The 24,865-nt window shown below is 40.0% G+C and carries 18 protein-coding genes; 4 read left to right on the forward strand and 14 right to left on the reverse strand.

The features are described 5' to 3' along the window. Nucleotides 1-41 precede the first annotated feature (41 nt). Nucleotides 42-1,202, reverse strand: a complete 1,161-nt coding sequence (locus FHS59_RS07495) for a glycoside hydrolase family 5 protein (protein WP_184496070.1) — start codon at nt 1,200-1,202, stop codon at nt 42-44. Between the two features lie 143 nt (nt 1,203-1,345). Here FHS59_RS07495 and FHS59_RS07500 point away from each other — a divergent pair, with 143 nt between their 5' ends. Further along, nucleotides 1,346-2,041 (forward strand): outer membrane beta-barrel protein, encoded by a 696-nt coding sequence (locus FHS59_RS07500; RefSeq protein WP_184494545.1) that lies wholly within the window; start codon nt 1,346-1,348, stop codon nt 2,039-2,041. Nucleotides 2,042-2,048: 7 nt separating this feature from the next. Here FHS59_RS07500 and FHS59_RS07505 read toward each other — a convergent pair whose 3' ends face one another. Next, nucleotides 2,049-3,236, reverse strand: coding sequence for a DUF4221 family protein (locus FHS59_RS07505; protein ID WP_184494546.1), 1,188 nt, complete (start codon nt 3,234-3,236; stop codon nt 2,049-2,051). A 114-nt stretch (nt 3,237-3,350) separates the two neighbouring features. Between FHS59_RS07505 and FHS59_RS07510 the strand changes: the two genes are divergently transcribed. After that, nucleotides 3,351-4,502, forward strand: coding sequence for an ATP-binding protein (locus FHS59_RS07510; protein ID WP_184494547.1), 1,152 nt, complete (start codon nt 3,351-3,353; stop codon nt 4,500-4,502). Nucleotides 4,503-4,548: 46 nt separating this feature from the next. Here the strand turns inward: FHS59_RS07510 and FHS59_RS07515 are convergent, their stop codons facing one another. From FHS59_RS07515 to FHS59_RS07530, 4 genes are read right to left on the reverse strand one after another with little or no spacing between them, the layout of a single operon-like run. Further along, nucleotides 4,549-7,704 carry an efflux RND transporter permease subunit gene (locus FHS59_RS07515; RefSeq protein ID WP_184494548.1) on the reverse strand — a complete coding sequence of 1,052 codons (3,156 nt, stop codon included), beginning with the start codon at nt 7,702-7,704 and terminating at the stop codon, nt 4,549-4,551. After that, complete coding sequence (locus FHS59_RS07520; protein WP_184494549.1) at nt 7,701-10,751, reverse strand: efflux RND transporter permease subunit; 3,051 nt, start codon at nt 10,749-10,751, stop codon at nt 7,701-7,703. Before FHS59_RS07520 ends, FHS59_RS07515 begins: the two co-directional genes overlap by 4 nt. Nucleotides 10,752-10,754: 3 nt before the next feature. Next, on the reverse strand, nt 10,755-11,825 hold the full coding sequence (locus FHS59_RS07525; protein ID WP_184494550.1) for an efflux RND transporter periplasmic adaptor subunit: 1,071 nt from the start codon (nt 11,823-11,825) through the stop codon (nt 10,755-10,757). Between the two features lie 58 nt (nt 11,826-11,883). Further along, complete coding sequence (locus tag FHS59_RS07530; RefSeq protein WP_184494551.1) at nt 11,884-12,417, reverse strand: septal ring lytic transglycosylase RlpA family protein; 534 nt, start codon at nt 12,415-12,417, stop codon at nt 11,884-11,886. A gap of 107 nt (nt 12,418-12,524) precedes the next feature. Here FHS59_RS07530 and FHS59_RS07535 point away from each other — a divergent pair, with 107 nt between their 5' ends. Continuing rightward, the gene (locus tag FHS59_RS07535; RefSeq protein WP_184494552.1) at nt 12,525-13,754 is read left to right on the forward strand and encodes a metallophosphoesterase family protein; all 1,230 of its coding nucleotides are present in this window, start codon (nt 12,525-12,527) and stop codon (nt 13,752-13,754) included. Beyond that, the gene (locus FHS59_RS07540; protein WP_184494553.1) at nt 13,751-16,783 is read left to right on the forward strand and encodes an AAA family ATPase; all 3,033 of its coding nucleotides are present in this window, start codon (nt 13,751-13,753) and stop codon (nt 16,781-16,783) included. Before FHS59_RS07535 ends, FHS59_RS07540 begins: the two co-directional genes overlap by 4 nt. A gap of 42 nt (nt 16,784-16,825) precedes the next feature. Here FHS59_RS07540 and FHS59_RS07545 read toward each other — a convergent pair whose 3' ends face one another. The 8 genes from FHS59_RS07545 to recN all read right to left on the reverse strand — a co-directional run bounded on the left by FHS59_RS07545 (nt 16,826) and on the right by recN (nt 24,838). Further along, nucleotides 16,826-17,437 carry an alpha/beta hydrolase gene (locus tag FHS59_RS07545; RefSeq protein ID WP_184494554.1) on the reverse strand — a complete coding sequence of 204 codons (612 nt, stop codon included), beginning with the start codon at nt 17,435-17,437 and terminating at the stop codon, nt 16,826-16,828. Beyond that, on the reverse strand, nt 17,430-18,380 hold the full coding sequence (locus FHS59_RS07550; RefSeq protein ID WP_184494555.1) for a ring-cleaving dioxygenase: 951 nt from the start codon (nt 18,378-18,380) through the stop codon (nt 17,430-17,432). Before FHS59_RS07550 ends, FHS59_RS07545 begins: the two co-directional genes overlap by 8 nt. Before the next feature lie 77 nt (nt 18,381-18,457). Then, on the reverse strand, nt 18,458-19,003 hold the full coding sequence (locus FHS59_RS07555; protein WP_184494556.1) for a YceI family protein: 546 nt from the start codon (nt 19,001-19,003) through the stop codon (nt 18,458-18,460). A gap of 79 nt (nt 19,004-19,082) precedes the next feature. Further along, nucleotides 19,083-19,535 carry a MarR family winged helix-turn-helix transcriptional regulator gene (locus FHS59_RS07560; protein WP_184494557.1) on the reverse strand — a complete coding sequence of 151 codons (453 nt, stop codon included), beginning with the start codon at nt 19,533-19,535 and terminating at the stop codon, nt 19,083-19,085. Between the two features lie 134 nt (nt 19,536-19,669). After that, a complete protein-coding gene (locus FHS59_RS07565; RefSeq protein WP_184494558.1) occupies nt 19,670-20,470 on the reverse strand; it encodes an alpha/beta fold hydrolase in 801 nt (266 codons plus the stop codon). 86 nt (nt 20,471-20,556) lie between these two features. Further along, nucleotides 20,557-22,149 carry an amidohydrolase family protein gene (locus FHS59_RS07570; RefSeq protein ID WP_184494559.1) on the reverse strand — a complete coding sequence of 531 codons (1,593 nt, stop codon included), beginning with the start codon at nt 22,147-22,149 and terminating at the stop codon, nt 20,557-20,559. Between the two features lie 135 nt (nt 22,150-22,284). Next, nucleotides 22,285-23,100 (reverse strand): enoyl-ACP reductase FabI, encoded by an 816-nt coding sequence (locus FHS59_RS07575; RefSeq protein WP_184494560.1) that lies wholly within the window; start codon nt 23,098-23,100, stop codon nt 22,285-22,287. Between the two features lie 85 nt (nt 23,101-23,185). After that, nucleotides 23,186-24,838 (reverse strand): DNA repair protein RecN, encoded by a 1,653-nt coding sequence (gene recN, locus FHS59_RS07580; RefSeq protein WP_184494561.1) that lies wholly within the window; start codon nt 24,836-24,838, stop codon nt 23,186-23,188. Between the last annotated feature and the right edge of the window lie 27 nt (nt 24,839-24,865).

The following is a 24,865-nucleotide window of genomic DNA, read 5'->3' on the forward strand; positions in this document are numbered from 1 at the left end:
ATCAGTGTAATTATATCTGAAGATTTTAACTAACTAACAGGTTAAATTTGCGCCTGAAGTAACTCTAAGAACTTGCGGTCAAGCTTTTCTCCGTACCAATCTTCATATTCCACATCCTTTCTGCCGGAATTCATCACGCCAAAAGCTCCTGAGAATTCCCAGATACCGAATCCTATTCCATTTTCTTTTAATACGGTCAACACATCCCCAAACCAACGGAGAAAAACATCGTGTGGTGTTTCATTGTAGCAGCCGCATTCTCCGCAGTGCACCCCAACTCCCTGGTCCACTAAGGCTTTCCAAGGGGCGTAATACCTCCTGATTTCTTCGATGTCTAGGATTCTTTCACCTTGTGCCAATGGCCAATCGACGGGAGGAAGACTTTCAGGGTCTTTATAAACCCAACCAGCTTTGTAATGCGAAATAGGAAAAGGATGATAGCCCCTGCAACTTTGCGCCAGCTCCAGATCCGCTAACTCAGGCATGGCTATTCCTCCTCCTCCATTGCCATCTGCTATCACCAGTCTGGACTTTTTGACTGACTTAATGGTATTCAAGGCAGCTTCAGCCACCCGATGATAATCTGCCACATCCACAGGCCCTCCGGGACTATGTTGGTCATTGGGATCTTCCCTCTGAAAAGGTTCATTGACGAGATCAAAACTCAATTTCTTTTTTGAGATACCTTTATACCGCTTTGCCCACATCTCCCAGTGTGCACAGAATGCATCTTGAGCCTCTTGATCTCTCCAGAGATTATAGGGTTCTACAAAGCCGGCATTGATACAAAAGCCAGGAGCGCGATGCAAATTCAAACTTACATGCAAGCCATGGGATATACAACGGTCAACGAGTTCATCCACTTTCTCCAATCGACTTTCATCGAAATTCAATACTTCATCCGGACGAATCGGTCTGCTTCTATCAAAATCCAAATAACTCGGATACGAAATCGGAATTCGCACAAAATCAAAACCCCAGTCGGAAATCCACTGGATATATTGAGGCTTCGTCGGGCGACCTGCATTCGGATCATGAGAGAAAAAATCGAGCAAGTTAAATCCTTTCCATGCCGGCAATTTATTTTTTGGCTTAGCCACATCTGCAAATGCCGGAATTGAAGCACTTCCAGCTAGGCCTAGCCCTGCACCTAATAAGGTGGATTTTTTCAGAAAATCTCTTCGGCTCTCAGGTTGATTCATCGGTATTTTAGGTTTGACCTCATTAATATAAGAAAGTCTAGAAACCTCATATCCAAAGAATCCATGAAAGGTTTTTTCCAAATTTAGGTTTGTAGCAAACAAAACACCTATCAAATGACGTAAGAATTGAAAAATGTAAGCTCATGCGAAAATCTCTATTCCTGCTTTTCTTTTTAGTCTATTCGGTAAGTTTGCATGCTCAATTTTTTATAGCAGGAGGTCATTTCAATGGCGGATTTCCAGTTTCCAAACTGAAACAAGAAGTTGACAAAACGTTTTTCCCTACGATTTCGGGTATTCTATTATATGAATTCTACAAGCAACCTTTACAAGTAGGTTTGGAATTGGGATATGGGATCTATGGTACCAAAGTAGAAACGAGAGATGATTTTTATCCTGGTTTTAATGAGGAATACCGCCTGAGAAGAAACAACAATCACACTTCTGGCATGTTGGTCTTTCGATTTTTACCATCGATGACTTCGAGGGTCACGCCATTTTTTGAAATCCAGGCTGGGGCGAACTATCTCTATTCTAAATTTAAAATCCGCCCATCCATTTTCGAAGAAACCGTCGAAGTAGGCAAGGATATGGAAGATTGGTCCTTTGGTTATAAAATCGGTGGAGGGATTCAAATTCCTATCCCGGGACTGGATGGAGGAAAAATTGAATTACGCGTAAATTATCAAGATGGAAACTCGATCAGATTCTTAACTAAACCAGATACCCAGTATTTACCCAATAAAGGTGATGGGGAGTTTGAATACAGTCCACGTCAAAGTCCGCTTCAGTTGATTACCGGATCGGTGGGTATAGTTGTTTATGATGCTTTCAGATGATTATTTATTACTCCACCACCAATCTGATTTTATAAAACAGATTATAATCCCGCTCTACTTCTCCGTCAGCTGCTTTTAAAATTAAAGTTCCGTCAGACAAACCCAGGTTGACTGATCCTGCTACAGGAAGCTCTTTGAGGATTCCGACTTGCTGATCTCCTTTCACTATCATGAAGCGAGGTTTTCTATAGGCTACCAAATCCTTTTGATTTGCAGGATTTTGGGTGTAATCTTCCCCTTTTGATTGAAATTCTATCAATACATCCTCAGGGATAGCGGTATAAAATATTGCCAATTGATATTCCCCAAAACTCTTCACATCACTAAATGATGGATAAAGTCGATAATCGCGTTCAGGATCCGGTATTTCCTCATCACGGTCAGGATGTGATAGGAAAACAGCTTTTTCATTGATCAAAGAGTCCCCTTCCAAATCATATAAAAAGAGTTGGTTTCCAATTGGAGGTAATATAGCGGCTCTTTTACTTTCTACATCGAAAGACAAATAAGGGAAACTCTGCCCTATCCATCGATTTGTGCTACGAGGAGCCCAAGCCTCCGGATATAGACTGATATAGCTGACAGTATCCTGGTTGGAGTCATAATAGAAACCTGTTTTTACTTGGTTGTAAAATCCACCTCCGATTTTGTCGGGATCCATTTCACCCGGATTATATGTGTTTACCTCTTCACCCAATATAAAAACTCCATCCCCCTCCGTCCATGGAGTAAATGTCTGACGGAAAAAGTTTATGAATATACCAGCACCAAAACCATCTGCTGGGCCCTGTATCTTTTCCAACTTCTGAAAACTCCTGTCATAAACATGGAAATCCATAGTCGCTGACATTTCTTTAAAAATAAACCGGTTTTTGTCCAAAAATCTTCCCTCAAGAAAAAACTGAATCTGATTTGGTCCTTCTCCCACCAGTTCCACTTCTTGGATTATTTCTCCCTTTCCATCGACTAGAAGGACTTTGCTTCCTCGCTGTTCCTTAACCAAATACTGATCAAGATCCTCTTGATAATCCAATAGAACAACGTTTTCCAGCACATCCACCATGATAGAGTCATAGACTTCAAATCGTAGTTCCTGATGGGGATCTATCACATTTGATTCTGGAGATTTTTCTGAGCAGGAAAAAAGCAGTGTTCCAAAAAGTACACTGAAAGTAATAAGTAGGGATTTATTCATCAGAAAGAATTAAGATTTTCAGGTTAGTCTGAAAAAGTAAGTTTTATAGGACAAGAGAAGAAAACAAAAATCAATATCCCTGCAAATTTAAAAAAAAAATTTAAATTTGCAGGGATGATTCGGCGTGTCATAGAAAAACCATTTTTCAAATCAATCCTAAAATTCCCTGTAACGGGGATAGTTGGACCTAGACAAGTAGGCAAAACTACCTTAGTCAAAGGGGTTTTAGATGATCTCAATGCTGTATACCTTGACCTTGAAAAACATTCTGACATCAGCAAATTGAATGATCCTGAGTTATTTTTCTTGCAAAATCAGAATAAGACTATCATTCTGGATGAAGTCCAACATCAAGCTTCTATTTTTCCATTGCTGAGAGCAGTAATCGATGAGAACAGAAAACCTGGCCGATTTATTATTCTCGGATCAGCTTCTCCCTCACTACTTCGACAAAGTTCAGAAAGTTTGGCCGGTCGAATCAACTACCTGGAAATGTCGCCGTTATCCATCCTAGAAACTAGAAATCAACTCTCTATTGAAGACCTCTGGATATACGGTGGATTTCCAGAACCTGCACTTTCACAAGATCCGGAATTTATACAAGACTGGTATAGAAACTTTACTACAAGCTACATTCAAAGGGATTTACCTCAATATGGTTTACCTGCAGAACCACGTGTCACCAGACAATTCTTAATGATGATTGCCTCGGCACATGGGGGAATCCTTAACTATTCCAGTTTTGCAAAATCCTTAGGATTGACGGTTCCAACTATCAAAACATACCTTAGCTTTCTTTTAGATGCTTTTCTCCTTAGAGAATTACCTGCATGGTCTGTGAATGCCAAAAAGCGACTAGTGAAATCCCCAAAGTTATTTTTCAGAGATACGGGAATGTTACATTATTTACTCGGAATCAACAGTATGGATTCTATTTTTGGAAACATTGTACTAGGTAGCTCCTGGGAGGCATTTGTCATCAATCAAGTAGCTTCTGTTTTAAAGACCGACGATCAAATGTATTTTTATCGGACACAAGATGGAGCCGAAATAGACTTGCTCATCAGGCGAAATAACCGATGGCTAGCTGCTGCAGAGATTAAATTCAGCGCTAGCCCCAAACTTACCAAAGGCACTTACAATGCAATGGAAGATTTGGGAATAGAACTTTTGCATGTTGTGATTCCGAGAGATGAAGATTATCCAATAGCAAAAAACATACAGGTAGTCGGTCTGGGACTTTTCCTTGAATCAATTTTAAGATAGCCTATTTGATAATTTCTTTACTGAGTGAGTTTTTAAATCCAATATTTTATTTCCTTCGAAATAACCTTTTATGTACCGGAACCTTAATAGGAGACGCTTCAACTACCAAAGATTTCTTCCAAAGAAATACAGGAAGTACCCAGAAAACTCCCAGCATACTGAATACCAATCCACCAATCGTCCCTATAGCAAGAGAAAACCAGAAAATCTCATTTTGGCCCTCCATGATAAAAGGAATGAGGCCCAAGCAAGTAGACATGACCGTAAGCAGGATGGGAATTGCTTTTCCTGCTACTGACTTCAAAACATTTCGATTATAAATGCCAAAGTCCCGGTTGTTGAGATCGTTGATAATGAAAATTCCGGCATTCACAGCCAAGCCCCCCAGCATCACAAATGCCGCATATCCACCTTGGTCAAAATAAAAGTCAAACAGGGAAAATATCAGAAAGAGCCCGATGAAACTGATCGGAATAATCGCGATAATATAAATCGGTTGCTTCAGGTTTTCGAAAAGAACGGAGCAAATCAGAAAAATCCCAATGATCAAAAAACCCAATAAACTATACTGCCTCTTCGCTCTCTCGTAGCTAAAATAATAGGTATCCTTCTTTGCCTCGTAGCCAATCGGCATCGTGGCTTTCATTTCATCAAGGACTTCCTCAAGATATTCATTCCCAAACTTTGCAGAGCCCATGTATTCAAAAGAAACAATCCGGATGTATTGTCGGTCTTCTTTATTCAGGGCATTTGTAGTGGTTTCCTTCGTCAAAGTACCATAATCAGACACTTTGTAAATCCGGTTTTCTCCTCCAATCAAACTCTTATTTTCAAGATCAAACTTGCTGAAATCAGCAGAATTTGACTCCTTCACAACCACTCCATAATTTTTATCCTTCAAATTCAAAGAACTTGAAGCTCCATTAGGTTTTGACAAATCCAGAAGTGAACTGATCAGTTCATATTGATTCATATTCCCTAAAGCCAACTGATTTTGATTTAGCCTCAAGACATATTCTTCGGTCTTTTGCTCCCCATAATTCCGCTCATTTAAATTAACCTCCTGAATCCTTTTATGAGCCAGCAATTTTTCGGAAAGAATCACTGCCTGTCTCTCCAGCTCATCAAAATTATATCCCTTCATCATCACCCGGTAAGAAGGAATCCCCTCTCCTCCTGGTCCTGTATAAAATCCCTGACCTACGCCATAAATGTTCCAGTTTGCCCCGCTCCAATCCGTGGATTTCACCGATAACTTGCCCTTCAACTGATAGGGCAAAGCTCCATTTTCGTAAGCATCCTTAAAGGTGATTACGATATTCGCTTGCTGCCCCGATCGCACATAAGTCACGAATTTATCGATCCCTTCCACGCCTTTTAGATAAGTTTCAAACTCCCTCATGATGAAATCCATCTGCTCGAGTGTATTCCCAAAAGGCAGACGACAGTTCACATACAACCGAGTCTCTTCCGGTTCCCTATAACTCGACTTCTCGTAGGTTCCTCGCACAAACATCCTTAGGGCTCCGCCTAAAGCTTTGTCCACGTAAGGTCTAATTTCCTCTTGATAATAAGTATTTCCTATCGTGGTATTATACCATTCGTGCTCGTCCCATTTGGCTGGAAGAAAGAATATCGGCGTCCCAAAAAGTAGGATCAGAAGAAAAATAAATGTCTTTCTGTAATGAGCTGTCCAGGCAATTACTTTCTCATAATTCCTGAGATAATTCACTCTTTTTCTGAGCTTCGGTACGGTCAAAGCCCTTCCTTTTTTGGCTGATTCTTTAAATAAAATCTGATAGAATGCCGGGGTAAAAAACAAAGCTATGATCAAAGAAACTCCCAGCATCACTGAAACGACAATTGAAAACTCCGTCAGGTTTCTTCTGTCTTCCTCGGGAAGAAAAAAGACGATCATCAAAGCTGCAATGGTCGTCAGAGATGCAGCAAGAAGAGCCAAAAACACCTTCCTATTTCTATGCTTATGGAGGTGATCTATCATGATAATGGCATTATCTACAATCAATCCAAAACTGATCGTCAATCCCGCCAAAGAATACAAATGGATATCTACTTTCAGAAAATAGATCAACATCGCGCAAATACTCAGATTTGCAATAATCCCCAAAAACAGGATGCTGAGGTATTTTAGATTTCTATTGATCAGAAAAATAAAGACAATCAGGATGAGAATCGACAGTCCCGATCTTTTGTAAATTTTATCCAACTGAGTTTCCAGATATTCGGTATCATCCCGCTCCAATCGCACATCAAATCCCGCCGGAAGTAGGTTATCAGCCTCATCCAGAGATTGCTTTAAGCTCTTTGCCAAAAGCACTTTGTTCACTCCATCTCGATTAAAAATTGAAATGGTGACTGAATTATTTCCATTGATCCGGTAAAAACTCATCGGCTCGGCTTCCTCTAATGTAAGCTTTGCCACATCTCTCAACCGAACATCCTGACCATTGACTTGGAGAATTCTCAGATTCTCCAATTGATCCATATCTGTCAAGGATCGATCTACTTCAATAAATAAAGTTTCACCTTTGGAATTGAGGACAGCACCGGGGTAACTCGTGCCGAAAGCCTGGAAAATACTGGATTCAAGAACATTTCTTGAGATTCCAAAAGCCTGAAGCTTCTGAATATCATACGTGACGAAAAGTTGTAGATCATTTGCCCCACGTATCAAAACTTCCTCCACCTCTTCAAATTTTGTCAAAGCAGGTTTTAGAATATCCTCTGTGATCTTTTTAATCTCGAAAGAGGCAAAGGGTCCATTGACACTATAAGTAAGAATCGGGCTCTTCTCATCATCTCTAGCCTCATTACTTTGAGAAACAGTCGGATACATCACCTGAGGGTCCAGTTGCGGATACACCTGACGAATCATGGCCGAAACCTCAAATCGCTTCATTTCCATATCTGCCTTTTTATCGAAAAGCAAGGTGATAGAGCCACGATTGTAATTAGAGGTGGATGTGATTTTTTTGAGTTCGGAAAGTCTGGAAAATGTCCCTTCAAATGGGGAAGTAGCCAGCTTTTCTACTATTTCCGGAGAAGAATTCCTTACTGAAAAATTGATGGTAAGCACTGGTTCTTTCTCTCTGGGATTCAAATCCACAGAAAGCAAAGGCACCACAGCAAAGCCCATGATACTTAGCAAAACAAAAACGATCAGAATCCTAAATGGAGTCATGAGGCCGTTGTTTTAAGTTTTTTCTTTGGCACAAAAAACCAATAGGCCAAAGGCACAAAATACAATGCCGTGATCGTACCTATTGTTAGTCCACCAATCACTGCATACACCAAAGGCCGCTGCAAATCAGCTCCCAAACCGCTGCTAAAGACGATTGGAATCAATGCCAAAATGGTGGTGATCGAAGTCATCAAAATCGGTTTTAATCTGATCTGACCTGCTTCATGAAGTGCTTTCTCCAAACCCTCTTCTGGTAAAATCTCTTCTATATCTGCATATTTCTCTCGGAGTCGGTTGATTGTGTCAATTTTCAAAATCGCATCGTTGACCATGATTCCCAACATAACTACCAAGCCGATAGCTGACATGACATTTAAGGATGCTCCAAAAATCCAAAGAACCAAAAACGATCCTCCTATCCCTAATGGCAAAGTAAACACCACAATTAGAGGCTGAATAAAACTCTCAAACTGAGCTGCCAAAATGAAGTAAAGCAAGAGCACAGAAATCGCTAGGATCCCTACCAATTGAATTAGGTTTTCTCTGTCTCTAAAATACTGCCCGGTCATTTCAACACCTAAATCCTTACTTTGTCCCCACTTAAAAAAATCAGATTTCATTTCATCAGGATTTTCATCCAAAATGTTAACGGATTGGTAAATACCTCCCCTATCTGCCGTGATGTATTTATAATGGTCTTCGTATTCGTAATTCACAAACTCCGCTAGCTCATACGAAGCGCTGTCTGATGCCGACACAGTTTTTGTCCGCAATAAATTTTCAAATCTCTCACCCGGTTCTTTTAATCGAATTGGTGTGACCTCACCAAATCGCCTGATATCTGTAATGGTAAACGTCCCAAAAAGCTTGGAGATCTGATCCTGCACTTCGCTTAATGGAATTTCATAAGTCGCTAATTTATCCGACCGAAGTGAAAAAACTACTGATGACTCTTTTTGAAGACCAGGCCCTCTTTCCCAATTTTGCGTAGGAAATTGACTCAGCCAAGGATCCATTTTTTCTTCCTCCACGGGTTCTTTGGAAGAAAGGTCCTTCCAGCGTACTTCATAGTAAGGAGAATTTGAACTGAATAATTGATCAAATGCATTTGGAGCATCTCCTAAAACAAAACTCGCCTCAGGGTAATTGGATTTTATGTGTTCGCTGATTCGTTTGATCTGTTCCTCTTTAATTTCCTGAGTTTCAAAAAGCAAGTATAAAAAGGCCTGTTGGATGGAGTTCTCCCCATCAAAAAGTAAAAATTGCCGAACCCCGATTTCAGATTCTGCCTGCTGATATGTTCCTTCAAGCTTTTTCACCAAAGCCTGGATTCTGCCTTTGTTTTCCAAAGCACCGATAGGTTCATTCCATTCTATCTCAAGCGTTGCATCCAATTTTTCGATCTCCGGTAATCCCTCAGTTTTTAATAAAAAACTAACCATTAGGCCAAGAGGAATCAAAATCATGAAGCAGGTAATTGCAATTTTTCTCCCTGAACTGATTTTTGAATAACCAATCTCGTACATAGACAAGATACGCTTGAAAAACGGTCCCTCTTCTTTGTCAAGAACTTTTTTGCTCTTTTGAAACAACAAAAGATACAACATCGGAAGTAGGATAAATGCCACGGCCAAAGAGACCGATAAGATCGCTGCAACTGCCACAGCTTGATCAAAAAACAATGCCCCTGAAATTCCGCTCAAAAACACCAAAGGCACAAATACCGCCAAGGTGGTCATCACTGAACTGATCAAGGCTCCCATTACTTCGTTCACTCCCTCCACACAAGCTTCAAAAATCGAGAGTCCTTCATCTCTTTTTCGAGTTATATTGTCCAAAACGATGATGGCATTATCGATCAGCATCCCGATACCTAGTGCCAAACCTGAAAGTGAAATAATATTGATGGACAGATCGAAGAAATAGAAAATCAAGAAACTGATCACCAAAGAAGATGGAAGACTTACTCCGATGATCAGAGGAAGTCGATAGTCTTTCATAAAAAGAAAAAGCACAGCAAATGCGAAAATCCCTCCAAAAAGCAAACTGGTTTCAAGATTGGAAATTGCCGCATTGAGCAAATTGGATTGATCCTGTGTCAAATCAAATTCTACCTGAGGATAATCAGTTTTAAAAAGCTCAATCGATTCTTTCAGTTCCGGCATCAGCTCATTCATTTTGGCAGAGGCCTGCTTGTGAACCGTGATTACCAAACTTTCTTGCTCACCGTAGAGATGATATCCCAGCATTTCCTTTGTCTCATAATTGACTTCTGCCAATTTCTGAAGCGGAATAATCGCTCCATCATTCGTGCGAATGGGTAATTTTCGGATATCATCTGGAGTATCCACTCTGGATGCCAAGCGCAAATAATATCGGAACTGACCATCCTTTACAGAGATTCCGGGCAAATCGCGGTTACTATTCTGGATGGCATTGATGATATTTTGCTGGGACATTCCCAAAGCAGCCAAAGCCTGATCATTTGGAGAAACGGTTATGATCCGCTCTTTCTTACCATTGATATCTACCAATGATACGCCAGGTAGCTGTTCGATTCTTTTTTTCAGGACGTTTTCCGCAAGTTGGCTGACTTCCACTTCGTCGATTCCCTCTTTAGGAATCACCTGAACGCGAGCTACAGGAATATCAGAGGTATTGATTCGGATGACTTCCGGACGGCCAAGATCCTCGGGAAGTGAATTGGTCAGTCGGTCTATTTTTTCATTGACATCAATGTATGCCAATTCCATTTTGGTGCTGTAATCAAAGGTCAGTCGGATGGTGCCCACTTCCGAACCCGCTTTGGAGTCCATTTCTTCCAGACCATTCAAAGTGATCAACCCTTCCCGAATGGTGCTAAGTACATTTTGTTCAATTGCTTCTGGGGAGGCATTGGGATAATTTACCTTCACCACGATCTGAGGCACGTCAATGGGTGGAAGTAAAGAAATCGGCAGGGAGCTCAGGACAATGACCGAAAAAACGATCATAGCCATAAAAGTCATGAATACCGCAATCGGTCTGGCCAATAAAAATCTAACCATGGCCTATTCTTTTATAATTTGAACCGGTGCCTGATGTGCCAGCTGTAGGTTATTAGAGGTGATGACGGTGCTTCCAGCTTCTACCCCTTCCAAAATTTCTACTTCTTCTCCATTGTCTTTTCCTACTTCTACATAATTCCATTTTGATTCGTTGTTTTCAATCGAGAAAACTACTGCTCTTCCGGATCTATAAACCAAGGCATCTTTTGGAACAACTAGACTATTATTTTGCGGAGCACGGATGATGGCTCGGGCATTCATTCCTGGGAGTAAATTTCTGGAGGAATTGATTGCAATAGAAACCTGAACCAGTCCATTTTCATCGACTTTTGGGTTCATCCCTACTACTCTACCTTCGATGGCATTCTGGGAATCTGACACGGCATAAACTTCCGCTTTTTGATTGGAAGAAATCAAGGAAATATCCGATTCAAGAACTTTGACTTTTAAGGTCAACTGACCGGATCCCAAGATTTCGCAAAGCTCCTGACTTGCACTTACCAAGCTTCCTTCTTTGAATTTTAGATCTGCAATTCTACCGGATATCGGTGCTTTCAGTTCGCATCTTTCACGGTTGAGTTGAGCTTCTTTCAGTTCCACTTCAGCCATAAAAAGTCCGCTTTTTGCTTTTAGTTGCTCATCAATCGTCTTTTTTCTCTCTTCATCTCCGGACGAAAAAATCGTTTCATAACCCATTTTCATCGACTCATACTCCGCATTGGCATTTCGAAGAGATATTTCTGCTTTGTCCAATCTAAGCTGGGCTTCAGTAGGATCTAATCGGGCGATTACTTCTCCTTTGTTTACAGATTGCCCTTCTTTGACATTCAGTTCGATGAGAAATCCAGCTTGTTCGATTATGGCTGTCACCTGACTGGAAGCTTCTAATTTACCGGTGGCATTGATGAGGTAATCAAAACTTTTTACCTCTGCTTTGGCCACTCTTACCTCGGTAGCGGCAACTTCATTTCGGAATGATTCGGTTGGAGCCTCTTCGACTTTTTCTTCGTCGCTTTTACATGAAAAAAATGTGAGCGCTAAAAAACCAAAGAGAATAAATCTGGACTTTATCATGGATTAAATAATTTCAGATTTAATAAACTAAGAAATTATTCAAACTCAAAAGAAAAAATCACAAAGGGCTGTTAATAAATGTCAATTGCGGAATAAAATACCAATTTGGCAATGGTTTGTAAAAGTTAATAGCTTTGGCTATTGGCCGTAATCTCATTGTAGTCGGAGGATTGTCTCCAAAATATTCAATCAATTCATCAATGACTCGGGGTTTTTCTACTTCCAGCCTGACTACTGAAACTCCATCGTGAATCATGTCCAGCTTAGTGGCTGCACCACGGGATAAATCAATGATTCTCTTAGAATATCTAGGAAGTCGATCATTGACTTTTACATAAACAGAAGCGCCGGTATCTACTCTGGTTACCTTCAGGATTGTTCCGAATGGTAGTGTCTTGTGGGCAGCAGTCATACTGTCCATATGAAAAGTCTCACCATTGGAAGTTTTTCTCATGTGAAATCTTTTGCCGTAAAAACTGGCAACTCCTTGCTGAATCAATAGAGAATCACCCTCCATTTTTGCATAGGCAAAAGTCCCTGAAAAGACCGCTATCAGCAGGAAAATCCACAATCGCATGTTATCAAAATTCATTTGGCCTTGCTAGTCAATAAAAATGCCAATTGCTGTCATTCATTCATTTTAGCTTGCAAGCGGCAATGCATAAGATTAACTTAGTTTTTTACTTTTTCCATTCATTTATGATCAAAATCTTACATACAGCCGATTGGCACTTGGGCAAAAGACTTCAGGAATTTTCCAGATTAGAAGAGCAAAAGCTCGTGCTGGAAGAAATCATTGACATAGCAGATCAGGAAAATGTGGATTTGATCCTCCTCGCCGGGGATATTTTCGACACTTTCAATCCTAATCATGAAGCAGTCGAACTTTTATATAAAACTCTTCGAAAGCTTTCAAAAAATGGGGAAAGACCAATCATAGCTATCTCCGGAAATCATGATAGCACCCAGTTTGTCGAAGCACCGGATCCGCTCGCAAGGGAATTGGGGATCCTGTTTTACAGCAGATATGACAGCATTATTCCTACTGGAAACTTGGACTCAGGAATTGAAATCACGAAATCAGAATCCGGATTTGTGGAGTTGAAACTTCCGAATTTTGACTTTCCTATACGAGTGATTTTGGCGCCTTATGCCAACGAAACCTTATTAAAAACTTATCTCGGAGAAGGGGATCGAGAGGCGGAATTCAAAGAGGTTTTGCAAGAAAAATGGAAGCAAATCGCAAATAAAAATTGTGATGAAAATGGCGTCAATCTCTTCGTAGGCCATTTCTTTTTTATGAAAGAAGGCACAACTCCGGAAGCAGAACCAGAGTCCGAAAGACCGATTTTACACGTGGGAGGAACACAGGCTTTGTTTACAAAAAATATCCCTTCCCAGATTCAATACGCAGCTTTGGGCCATTTGCATCGCTATCATTCAGTTGGCCATGAGCACTGCCCAGTGGTATATTCCAGTTCACCTTTGGCTTATTCTTTCAGCGAAGCCGATCAGGAAAAAAAAGTAGTGCTAATCGATGCTGAACCTAATCAAGCAGTGACCTATAAAGCAATCGGTTTGAAACAAGGTAGGCCTCTGTATCGAATGACTTTTCAAAAGTTGGAAGAAACGCTGAGCTGGCTGGAAGAGAATCCTTATTGCTTTGTAGAAATTACTTACGTCACGGAGCATTCCATTGATGCAGCAACCAGAAAAGCGATTATGAAAGCCCACGATGGAATCGTCAACTTAATTCCACAAATCAAAAATCCACAAGGACAGGAAGGTTATCATTTGAAAGTAGAAGATTTAGGAAAAGACATGAGTCACTTATTTCAGCTGTTTTATAAAAGTGAAAAAGGTCAGGAACCCAACGAGGAACTGATGGGAATTTTTAGAGAAGTAATCAGTCAATCCAACGAAGCATGATCCCAATTAGACTGGAAATACAAGGGCTATATTCCTATCGGGAAAAGCAAGTCATAGAATTTGACCAATTGACAGCGGCGGGGCTTTTCGGGATTTTTGGAGCAGTCGGCAGCGGAAAATCCTCCATTTTGGAAGCCATTCTTTTGGCACTTTATGGAAGTACTGAGCGTCTTTCTGATCGAGGTGAAAAGAACAGCATGCTCAATCTTCAAAGTGAGGAGCTATTGATCAATTTTGAATTTCAATCGGGAAAAAACAACGTGTCATCCTTTCTAGCGAGATATGCAGCGAAAAGAAATCCCAAAAAGTTTGAGGAGGTTAAACCAGCCGAACATACATTTTACGAAAAAGTAGCAGGTAACTGGGAGCCGATCACATCGAAAGCGGAAGAGATCATTGGCATGAAGAAGGAACACTTCAAGCAAACTGTAATTATTCCTCAAGGAAAATTCAGAGAATTTATTGACCTCACGCCTGGCCCTAGAGCTGAAATGATGAAAGAATTGTTTGGCTTGGAGCGCTTTGATTTATCTGGAAAAACTGGATCACTTTTAAAAGCTGTCAGGGAAGAAAAAATCAGGATGGAAACCCAGCTTTCGGGATTGGAAGCTTTTACTCCGGAAATTCTCGAAGAAAAAATTGCTTCGCAAAAAATCCAAAAAGCAGATTCCGAACAGCTTTCACTGAAATTGCAGCTTTCGGAAACTCAGTTAAAACAGCAGGAAAACCTTCAACAGAAATCCCAGCAGCTTCATCAGTTTCAAATGAATTGTCAGGAATTGCTGCTTAAAAAACCTGAAATCGAAGAAAAGAGACTCCTCCACAAAGAGTTTATTACTGCAAAAACTTATCTCAAGCCAGTTTGGGATCAAATCAATGACACCACCAAAGAGTTGGAAAAGTATACCACCAGCGTAGTGGATTGTGAGCGTTTCAAAATCAGATACGAATCGGAAGTGAAAGAATTGGAGGAGGAAGAATCCGAGCTTAAAGAAAAAAACCAACAGCGTCCTCAGCGAGAAGCAAAAATAAGAGATCTCAAAAAAGTACTGGAAATAAAACGTATGCAATCCAGCCTCGATGAGGCAAATCAAAAACTGGAAACTTTAAAGCCAGAGATCGACAGCAAAAAAGCTTCTCAATTAAAGTTGGAAAGTGAGATTTCAGGCCTCGAACAAGAAACTGAGAAATTGGACAGCCCGGATGTTACACTCCTATCCGCTCTTCAGACGGCATTGAGAGATTGGTCAGTTTGGGAAATGGATAAATCAAAACTCAGCAAGGACAGAAATCAGCTTCAAGAGGAAATCGTATCCATTCAAAGCAATCTGGAAAAGATTCATTCCAAAATCCCCGCTTCTGAAAAAAATCTCGAATCCTGGCAAAAAAGCCAAAAGCAATACATTCTTAAACTGGAATCAGAACGTGATAAAATTCTGCAAAAACAAGGCTTGGGCGTTCACGTGCATTTGCTGGAGGATGGAAATCCTTGTCCGCTGTGTGGATCTTTGGAGCATCCAAATCCCTTAAAATCAGAGGAAGAAAAGGCAGAACTAAAAGCCAAAAATGAAGAAATCAGTCTGGAAAAAGATCAACTGGAAAAGATTCTAACCCTGATCCAAAAGGAAAAAGAATACCAGATCCATCTAGAAAATCATCAGAGAAACTGCAAAGACAAAGATTCTGAGATTGAGAAAATCAACAAGTCATTAGCAGAGATGACACAGATGGTTTCCGGCCATGGAATCGCTAATCAGACTGATTTAAAAGCCAAGGTAGAAAGCCTGTCAGAAGCGGGAAAAACAAAGGAAAAATTGCTGCAACAGGTAAAACAACTTCGCCAATCTTGGAACACACAGCGAAGCGAAATTGAGCAGGCAGATAAATTATTTCAGCAAGCGCTGTTAAGTCAAAACACCATTAATGCTTCGATTTCTTCCAAAAAAGAAGAAATCAAAGATCCGACTTTTTGTAAGCCATTCTTTTCAAAAAGCGCTGATCAGATTCAAGAAACTATTTTGAAAGTCGAAGCAGATATTGACGAAGCAATCAAATTACTGGAAGGAAAGCAGAAACATCTCCGTGAAAAGCGTGAGGCCCAAGCTTCCAATTTAACTAGTTTGAAGGGTTTTCAGGATCTTAAAACTGCATCGAGTGAAAAGCTCTCCAAACTTCAATCGGAATTTAAAGACCTTAAGAATACTTATGGTTTTACGAATGAAGCAGCTTTAGTTAAACTATTTGAAAATTCACTGGATGCAGAAAAAGTCGATTTGGAAATCCGAGGATTTGATCAAAAAATAGCCATCACGGAAAGTAGAATCCAAGAACTCAAATCAGAAAAGGGAGTAATCGAATTTGATAACGCTGCTTTTTCTGAATTAAAAGCCTTGGTGGATGAAATTAAAACCAAAGTGGAATCGGTTCAAAACAGTTTGCTACTCTTAAACGAAGAAATCAAAACGATCCGAAACCAACTGGAAAGCAAAAAAATATTGCTGGAAACCTATGGCAAACTAGAAAACCGAGAAAGCAATTTGAAAGAATTGGAGCGACTTTTCAAAGGAAGTGGCTTTGTAAAATATGTGAGCTCGATTTATCTCAAGGAGCTTTGCAACACGGCAAATATGCGATTTATGAAATTGAGCAAAAACAGTTTGAGTCTGGAGATTGATGAGGACAATACCTTCTGGGTGATTGATTACCTGAATGGAGGAAAACGCAGGTTGTTAAAAACTCTTTCAGGCGGTCAAACTTTTCAGGCCTCCCTTTGCCTCGCATTAGCATTGGCAGAAAAAGTAAAATCACTGAATCAAGCCGATCAAAGTTTCTTTTTCTTGGATGAAGGATTCGGAGCTTTGGATAGAAATGCTCTTCGAGTAGTTTTTGAAACCTTGAAATCTCTTCGTCATGAAAATAGAATCGTTGGGATTATTTCTCATGTGGAAGAATTACAGCAGGAAATCGGTGTGTATGCCCAAGTCACTTTAGATCCCGATAAAGGCTCCCAAGTTGCCTATTCATTCTAAAAAAAATCCCCGGCAAAGTCGGGGATTTTTTCGATAAGAAAATCACATTAAAATATTTTTATTGACCCAGTCAATCTCTTCTTGACGAATTGTATGTTCTGGATCATCAAAAAGCAAGGTTTTAACCTTCGCTCCCATTTTTTCCATAAGTGAGGCAGATTCTTTTATTCTCGTTGCTGGAACATGAAAATCCCGATCACTACTTCCAATAAATACCGATGAGCCTCCGAAATCCCCAGAATACTTTTCCGGTTGAAAGGTTTCACCGATTAGGCCTCCTGTGAAGGCGATTACTCCACCGAATTTTTGAGCATTTCTAGCTGCAAACTCCAAGCTCAAACAAGCTCCTTGAGAAAACCCAATGAAATAAACCTGTTCTGGCTTGATGCCCGCATCTTGGATTTGCTTCCAAACAGTTTCCAAAGTAGCAATTGAACTTTCCAGAGCTATCCTGTTCTGTTGGTCTGGTGCCATAAAACTGTGAGGATACCAGGTATTCCCTTCTGCCTGAGGTGCCAAAAGTGCAAATTCGTCGAGCTTGAGGTAACTACTCAAAGACAAGATACTGGAAGCAGATGCACCACGTCCATGTATCAGAATTGCCGCTTTTTTAGCCTCATTTAGTGGCTTTCCTGCTGTTTTTATTTCAGGCATAGCTTTCAGTTTTTAGAGAAACCGGAGTCAGATTTTTTACAATTTCTTCGCGGCTTGGTTCTGCCCATTCAGGCAATTTAATCAATTCACCCAAGTGGGCTTCATCCTCATCTATGGCAAATCCCGGCTCATCGGTGGCGATTTCAAATAACACCCCTCCTGGCTCACGGAAATATATCGAGGTAAAATAATTTCTGTCTTTTACTTCCGTAGTGAGATAGCCATTTTCCATCAATAACTTTTGTACTTCTAGCTGTGACTCAGCATTTGCCGTACGAAATGCGATGTGGTGGACTGTACCTGCACTTTGCATTCCTCTATTTCCTGAAGGATTAACTACGATATCCACAATATCTCCAGGCTTTCCTTCTGTTCCATACCGATAGCGATCCCCTTCCTGACCGATGAATTTGTAATTCATAAAGCCTGTCAAAAGCTTTTCGGTTTGTTCTTTTGCACGAAGATTTAATGTAGCTCCATAAAATCCTTTGATCGAGAATTCTCTCGGAACTTGTCCATAAGTCCAGCCAGTCCGCTCATCAGAATCAGTTGCCACCAACTCAATTCCCATCCCATCATGATCCTCAAAACGAATCAGTTTTGCTCCAAATCGAGTCAGCACATCTGACACCGCTACGCCATATTTTTTCAACCGTTCAATCCAAAATTCCAAAGAATTGGAAGGAATAGAAAATGCAGTGTAGGTCAACTCGCCGGTTCCTTTGGTGCCTTTTCTAGCGCCTTTGAAAGGAAAAGTCGTAAAGACGGTGCCAGGTGACCCCAGCTCATCTCCAAAATAGAAATGGTACACATCAGGCGCATCAAAATTGATGGTCTTCTTCACTAATCTCAAACCGAGGATTCCTGTATAAAAATCAACATTGGCCTGAGGATTTCCAGCGATTGCTGTGATATGGTGTATTCCACTGATTAATGTTTTCATGGCTTTAGGGGTATTTTATAAAAAAGCTATGAGGAAAATCCCCATAGCTTCAAATTTAAATGATAGGGATGTTAAACTCAATCTGCCGAAACAGGTTCAGTTTGCTTTATAAGTTGTACACTCAAATGTAGTTTCACTTGATCACTTACTACGACAGACCCAGCTTCAGTTACTGCAGACCAAGAAAGTCCGAATTCTTTTCTGTTTACTTTTCCTTCAATTTCAAATCCAGCTTTGGTCTGACCGTAAGGATCGTCAGTTACTCCACCTAGATCTACTGAAAGGGTTACCTCTTTGGTAGTTTCTCTCATAGTCAAGTTACCGATCAATTTATAGTCTCCATCTTCCTCAGACAATTTTCCTTCGAAAGACAATTTTGGATGGTTTGCAGCATCAAAGAAATCCGCTGACTTCAAGTGGTTATCTCTGTCTGTTTGATTTGTATCAATGCTGTCAATATCAGCAGTGAATTTAACAGTAGCTCCGTCAAAATTTTCGGAAGCGCTTTCTAAGCTACCTTCGAATTTCCTGAAATAACCTGTAACGGTAGAAATCACAAGGTGCTTTACTTTGAATGAAACTTCAGAGTGAGTAGGGTCGATAATCCATTTAGTAGTTGCCATAATATTTGTTGTTTTTGGTTTAAATTTATTTGAATTGTTAATACATTATATGTCTATACATTGAAACGGGTAAAAAATTTCACCCTCTTAATTTATCCAGGAGATCATTCAGCTGGTTTACTTCTTCTAAACTCAAATGGACGAAATTCTTATTTTCCTGTTCCACTTTTGCTTGAAGCTCAGCTAAAACTTCCAGACCTTTTTCTGTGATCAAAACATCCACTTGTCTTCTGTCATTTGGACATTCCGAACGCTTTACAAAATCCTTTAATTTTAACTTCTCAACCAATCTTGATGCGTTTGACATTTTGTTCAACATTCTATCTTGTATAGATGAAACAGTAGTCGGAACACCATTTTGACCTCTTAATATTCTCAATACATTATACTGCTCAGGAGACAAGCCATAGGGTTTAAACAACGCATTTTGGTTTGTCACAAAGTAGCTATGGGTATACAATAGATTCACAACTGCCTTGTTGTAAGGATCTTTAAACTCCTTTTGCTGTATTGCTTCTTCTATCTTTACCATTTCCTTGCAAATGTATTTAATGTATATACATATAAATATAAAGAAAGGTTTCAACAATTGCAAATATTTTTTCAACTCTCTCATTTTTAGAGAGTAATATTCACAAATAAATTGAAAGAGAAAGAAAAAAGAAGTTAACTCACCTCTATCAACCAGTCTCCTATGAGACGATTGATTTCTTTGGGTTTTTCGATGCAGCTACTATGGCCAGCACCTGGAACACGGTGGAGTTTTGATTTGGAGATGTTCATTTGGATGAACTTGGCTTTGACCGGTTTGGTAGCGATGTCCTCATCCCCTACGATTATCATTGTGGGACAAGAAATAAATTTCAGTTCATCTTCGATTCCTTTTCTATAAATTACCCCATTCACAGGACCAGTTATAGTTTTCTTATTGGACATCATTTCCTGCTTCCAATAATCGATTTTGTCCTTATTGATAGGATTGGTCAACCAGCTTTCAGCAAACATGATTGGCATTACTTTACTGGCAACCGGTCCAATGACCCCAAACCATTTCACGATGCTATTTAATGTCTTGTATTTTGGAATATTTTCTACAGGTTCCTGATTCGCGGAGGTTTCTAAAAGAATCAGACTTTTGATGAGCTCAGGATATCTTGCTGCTAATCTCATCCCAATAAATCCACCCATAGATAACCCCGCAAAATGAACGGGACCATTTGTTAATGATTTAATCAATTGCAAGGCATCTTCTGTAAGAGTGTCCATGTCATATGGACTTTTCACTTCACTCTGACCTTGGCCTCTGTGATCATAGGAGATCACTCTAAACCGAGTCGAGAGAAAATCAATTTGTGCCTCAAACATTTTATGACTCCATAATAAGCCATGTGAAAAAATGATTGTTTCCTCTCCTACGCCTTGATCAGAATAAAATAAATCAACTTCATTTACTTTAATATGGGGCATACTCAAATAGGTTTAAAAATGAACCGGGTTAATCTGCTTTTTTATTAACAGTCTAACCCGGTTCTAGGTTTTACAAATATTATTAATTACCAGTCCAGACCTGGAGATGTGATTTTCACACTTCCTTCTTCTGCTTTGGCTTTATCTACAATGGATTTTACATCCTCCAATAATTTTTTAGCATCATATACAATTCCATCCTTCACTGTATACTTTACACCTCCAACTCTGATTGCTTTGTTATTATCATCAATTCTGATTGCTCCTGTACCATAAAGAACTTTTAGATTTTGAAGTGGGTTTTCTTCCACGATTACAAAATCAGCCAACTTCCCAACTTCCACAGTTCCGATTTCCTTTTCCATTCCCATCAATTCTGCACCATACATGGTCGCTGAACGGATCACTTCCAAAGGATGGAATCCAGCTTCCTGAAGTAATTCCAATTCTCTAATATAAGCAAAACCATAAAGCTGATAAATGAATCCTGAATCCGAACCAGCGGTAACTCGACCACCTCGGTTCTTATACTCATTGACAAAAGTCATCCAAAGCTGGTAGTTTTTCTTCCATTGAATCTCTAGAGCCGTGGTCCAATCAAACCAATAAGAACCATGAGATTGTCTGCTTGGCTCATAAAACTTCCAAAGAGAAGGCAAAGTATAGACTTCATGCCATTCTGCTCTTTGAGCACGCATCAGATCACGGTTTGCTTCATAAATATTAAATGTAGGATCAAGGGTAAAATCAAGTTCCAATAATTCATTCATTACTTTATTCCAATGCTCTGAATAAGGAGGAGCAGCCTGTTCCCAAAGTTTTCCTGCCTCTGAAAAACGGTGTTGCTCATTTTGATAGTTGTAATCTACAGGGAAATCCTGAACCGTTCTATCAGTAAAAAGGGCTTCTGGAAGACCATACCAATGTTCCATAGAAGTTAGCCCAGCTCTAGCAGAGTTCAGCACATTCCATCTGGCCACATCTACCTGGGCATGGTGCATCGCAGATCGCAATCCAATTTTCTTGTTTTCTGAAATCGCCGCTTGCATTACTTCAGGTTTTGCACCAAAAAACTTGATGCCATCAGCCCCATTCGCTGCATTCTTATTTACCCAAGCTTTCGCTTCATCGGCATTGGTAATTGGGCTTTCTGCTCCTTGCCCAAAAGCAGTATAAGCCAAAATTCTAGGTGCGGTAATTTCATTGGCCGCAGATCTCTTTTTTTGATCCAGTACCCAATCCAATCCATTACCGGTAGATGGATCCCGAACGGTGGTTATACCATGTGCCAACCATAGTTTGAAAACATACTCCGCAGGTGTTCCTTGTCCTCTTCCTCCTATGTGAGCATGAGAATCAATAAATCCAGGCATCAGAAAGTGCCCTTCTAAATCATAAACCTTATCATTTTCACCAGCTTTTGGTCTTCTGTTTTCACTGATAGGAAGTCCCGGATAACCTACTACTTGAATCTGGGCGATTTTATTTTTCTCTACAACGATATCTACAGGGCCGATTGGTGGCGCTCCTGTCCCGTCAATCAGGGTCACCCCTCTTAAAATCAGTCTACCATATTGCCCGTCGCCTTCTGAACGATCTGGTGCAGGCTCAATTTGCGCATAAACTGAGACTGAAAGAAAGCCGCAGAGTAATGCAATTACAAGTAAAGTTTTTTTCATGGTTGGTGGTTATAAATAAATACAGCAATAAGATAAGGCAAAATGACACAACAAAAAACCAGTTTTAGATGAAGTAAGGATCAAAAAAAAGCTCTTTGACGGATCAAAGAGCTTTTTTCAAAGTGGGTGGTTTATTTATAAATCTTTAAACTTATCCATGATTTCCTCAGAAATACCAGTGAATGAATATCCACCGTCATGGAAAAGGTTTTGCATGGTAACCATTCTAGTCAGGTCTGAGAACATCGTCACAATGTAATCAGCACAGCTTTCAGCAGAAGCATTTCCAAGTGGAGATAATGCATCAGCAAAATTGTAGAAAGAGTCAAATCCTCCGATTCCAGTTCCAGCAGTAGTTTTTGTTGGAGACTGAGAAATCGTATTGACACGTACATTTTTCAATTTCCCGAATCGATATCCATATCCTCTTGCGATGCTTTCCAAAAGTGATTTGGCATCTGCCATATCAGTATAGAAAGGAAAAACTCTTTGAGCAGCGATGTAACTCAGGCCAACGATAGAGCCCCATTCTTTCATCACATCCATCTTTTCTGCTACCTGCATCATTTTATGGAAAGAAATGGCAGAAACATCGTAAGATTTCATTGCCCAGTCATAGTTCAGATCTCCATAAGACCTTCCTTTTCTGATATTAGGAGACATCCCGATTGAATGAAGGATGAAGTCAAAATCTCCACCTAAATATTCTTTCGCTTCGGAATAAAGTTTCTCTATGTCTTCAAGACTTGTAGCATCCGCTGGGATGACAATGGTATCACATTCTTTTGCAAGATCATTGATTGCACCCATTCTCATGGCAATAGGAGCATTTGTCAATACAAATCGAGCTCCTTGCTCTTTAGCTTTTAGAGCGGTTTTCCATGCAATGGAATTCTCGTCAAGGGCACCTGTAATGATACCAAGTTTTCCTTTCAGCAAATTTTCTGGCATATAACTATGGGGTTGATTTCAAAAATATGGGTAAAAATAGAGAAAATTTGGCATTCATTCCCTACCATCGCCTCCTAACTCTCAATTATCGAGTCAAGAGTTCTTTGGCGCTTTGCATCGCAGAACTTGAAGGATTGGCTCCTCCAATCATTTTGGCTAGTTCGATCACCCGCTCCTCAGGTTCCAATTCCTTGATTTTACTGATGGTTTTTCGGGATGAATTATCCTTGTACACAAAAAAGTGAACTTCACCCTGTCCAGCTACTTGCGGTAAATGAGTAATGCAAATCACCTGGTGTTTGTCAGAAATCTCTTTCATCATTCTCACCATTTGCAAAGCCACCTCTCCGGAAATCCCTGTATCAATTTCGTCAAATATCAAGGTTGGCATCGCCATTTTATCTGCCATCAAGTATTTAATAGCAAAGAGCAATCTGGAAAATTCTCCCCCAGAAGCCACTTTCTTTAGTGCTTGAAGAGATGATCCTTTATTTGCTGAAAAAAGCAATTCGATTTCATCAATCCCTTTTGCAGAAGGTGCGATTGAATTTTGCTCTATTTTCAACTTGGCATTTTCCATCCCCAAATCAGAAAGCAAACTTTCCATGGCTTTTTGAAATCCTTCGAAACAAGAACTCCTCTTTTTGGATAACTCCTTACCAGCTTTCAAAACCGATTGCTCGGCTTTTTCCAATTGAACTTTTGCCTCAGAAAGCGTATCATCCAAATTTTGAAATTGAAAGACTTTATCAGCAAGGTCTCTTTCGAGATCCATCAATTCCTCCACACTTCCAACTCCATGCTTTTTCTGAAGCTGATAAATTTTACTCAAGCGATCTCGAACCTCATCCAATCTCTCAAAATCAACTTCTACCGCAGATTCTTCAGTAGACAAAGTATCCGCCAAGTCTTTCAACTCAATCAGAAGGCTTTGAAATCTTTCTTTCAATGGAGCAAATTTATGCGCCAATCTCTCCAAGACTCCAATCGTTTGCTGAACCTGAGCCAAACCCTGAAAAATCCCGAATTGGTCATCTTCAAAAAGATTCAGCATTTCATTGATTTTCAGTTTAATTTCCTCAGCATTTTCCAATACTTCCTGACTGGATTCCAATTCAGACTGCTCACCCTCCTGAAGGGATAAACTGCTTAACTCCTCTAATTGAAATTGGTTAAAATCAGCCTCCTTTTGAAGCTCAAATGCTTTTTGTTGTAATTCCTGAAAGGATTTCTGGGCTTTTCGAAAAGACTTAAAAGCTGTTTTGTATGCTTCCAATTGAGATTTGCTTTGCGCAAAAGCATCAATCAAGTCCAACTGATAAGCTCCTGATCCAAGCTGTAAGGTATCGTGCTGAGAATGGACGTCCATTAATCTGGAACCTAGGTATTTCAGAACATCCAATAGGACAGGTGTGTCATTGACAAATGAACGGGATTTTCCACTTGGGCTAATTTCCCTTCGGACAATACAGGTGGTATCGTAGTCTAAATCTTCCTTTTCAAAAAAATCTTTGAGTCCATATTCTCCAATTTCGAATACCCCCTCGACGATACACTTTTTATCCTCAAATAATAAAACTTTGGTGTCGGCTCTATTCCCAAGCAAAAGGCCTACTGCGCCAAGCATGATGGACTTCCCTGCACCGGTTTCTCCGGTAATCATACTCAAACCCTTACCAGGCTTCATTAAAAGCTGATCGATCAGGGCATAATTTTGAATACTAAGAGACTTAAGCATGGGTGATTAGTAGGAAAAGAACAAAGG

It is taken from the genome of Algoriphagus iocasae, assembly GCF_014206875.1.
Classification (GTDB): Bacteria; Bacteroidota; Bacteroidia; order Cytophagales; family Cyclobacteriaceae; genus Algoriphagus; species Algoriphagus iocasae.

Bases quoted from the DNA above. Each gene is read 5' to 3' on its own strand.
- FHS59_RS07495 (WP_184496070.1), bottom strand. From the start codon at position 1,202: ATGAATCAACCTGAGAGCCGAAGAGATTTTCTGAAAAAATCCACCTTA.
- FHS59_RS07500 (WP_184494545.1), top strand. From the start codon at position 1,346: ATGCGAAAATCTCTATTCCTGCTTTTCTTTTTAGTCTATTCGGTAAGT.
- FHS59_RS07505 (WP_184494546.1), bottom strand. From the start codon at position 3,236: ATGAATAAATCCCTACTTATTACTTTCAGTGTACTTTTTGGAACACTG.
- FHS59_RS07510 (WP_184494547.1), top strand. From the start codon at position 3,351: ATGATTCGGCGTGTCATAGAAAAACCATTTTTCAAATCAATCCTAAAA.
- FHS59_RS07515 (WP_184494548.1), bottom strand. From the start codon at position 7,704: ATGACTCCATTTAGGATTCTGATCGTTTTTGTTTTGCTAAGTATCATG.
- FHS59_RS07520 (WP_184494549.1), bottom strand. From the start codon at position 10,751: ATGGTTAGATTTTTATTGGCCAGACCGATTGCGGTATTCATGACTTTT.
- FHS59_RS07525 (WP_184494550.1), bottom strand. From the start codon at position 11,825: ATGATAAAGTCCAGATTTATTCTCTTTGGTTTTTTAGCGCTCACATTT.
- FHS59_RS07530 (WP_184494551.1), bottom strand. From the start codon at position 12,417: ATGAATTTTGATAACATGCGATTGTGGATTTTCCTGCTGATAGCGGTC.
- FHS59_RS07535 (WP_184494552.1), top strand. From the start codon at position 12,525: ATGATCAAAATCTTACATACAGCCGATTGGCACTTGGGCAAAAGACTT.
- FHS59_RS07540 (WP_184494553.1), top strand. From the start codon at position 13,751: ATGATCCCAATTAGACTGGAAATACAAGGGCTATATTCCTATCGGGAA.
- FHS59_RS07545 (WP_184494554.1), bottom strand. From the start codon at position 17,437: ATGCCTGAAATAAAAACAGCAGGAAAGCCACTAAATGAGGCTAAAAAA.
- FHS59_RS07550 (WP_184494555.1), bottom strand. From the start codon at position 18,380: ATGAAAACATTAATCAGTGGAATACACCATATCACAGCAATCGCTGGA.
- FHS59_RS07555 (WP_184494556.1), bottom strand. From the start codon at position 19,003: ATGGCAACTACTAAATGGATTATCGACCCTACTCACTCTGAAGTTTCA.
- FHS59_RS07560 (WP_184494557.1), bottom strand. From the start codon at position 19,535: ATGGTAAAGATAGAAGAAGCAATACAGCAAAAGGAGTTTAAAGATCCT.
- FHS59_RS07565 (WP_184494558.1), bottom strand. From the start codon at position 20,470: ATGCCCCATATTAAAGTAAATGAAGTTGATTTATTTTATTCTGATCAA.
- FHS59_RS07570 (WP_184494559.1), bottom strand. From the start codon at position 22,149: ATGAAAAAAACTTTACTTGTAATTGCATTACTCTGCGGCTTTCTTTCA.
- FHS59_RS07575 (WP_184494560.1), bottom strand. From the start codon at position 23,100: ATGCCAGAAAATTTGCTGAAAGGAAAACTTGGTATCATTACAGGTGCC.
- recN (WP_184494561.1), bottom strand. From the start codon at position 24,838: ATGCTTAAGTCTCTTAGTATTCAAAATTATGCCCTGATCGATCAGCTT.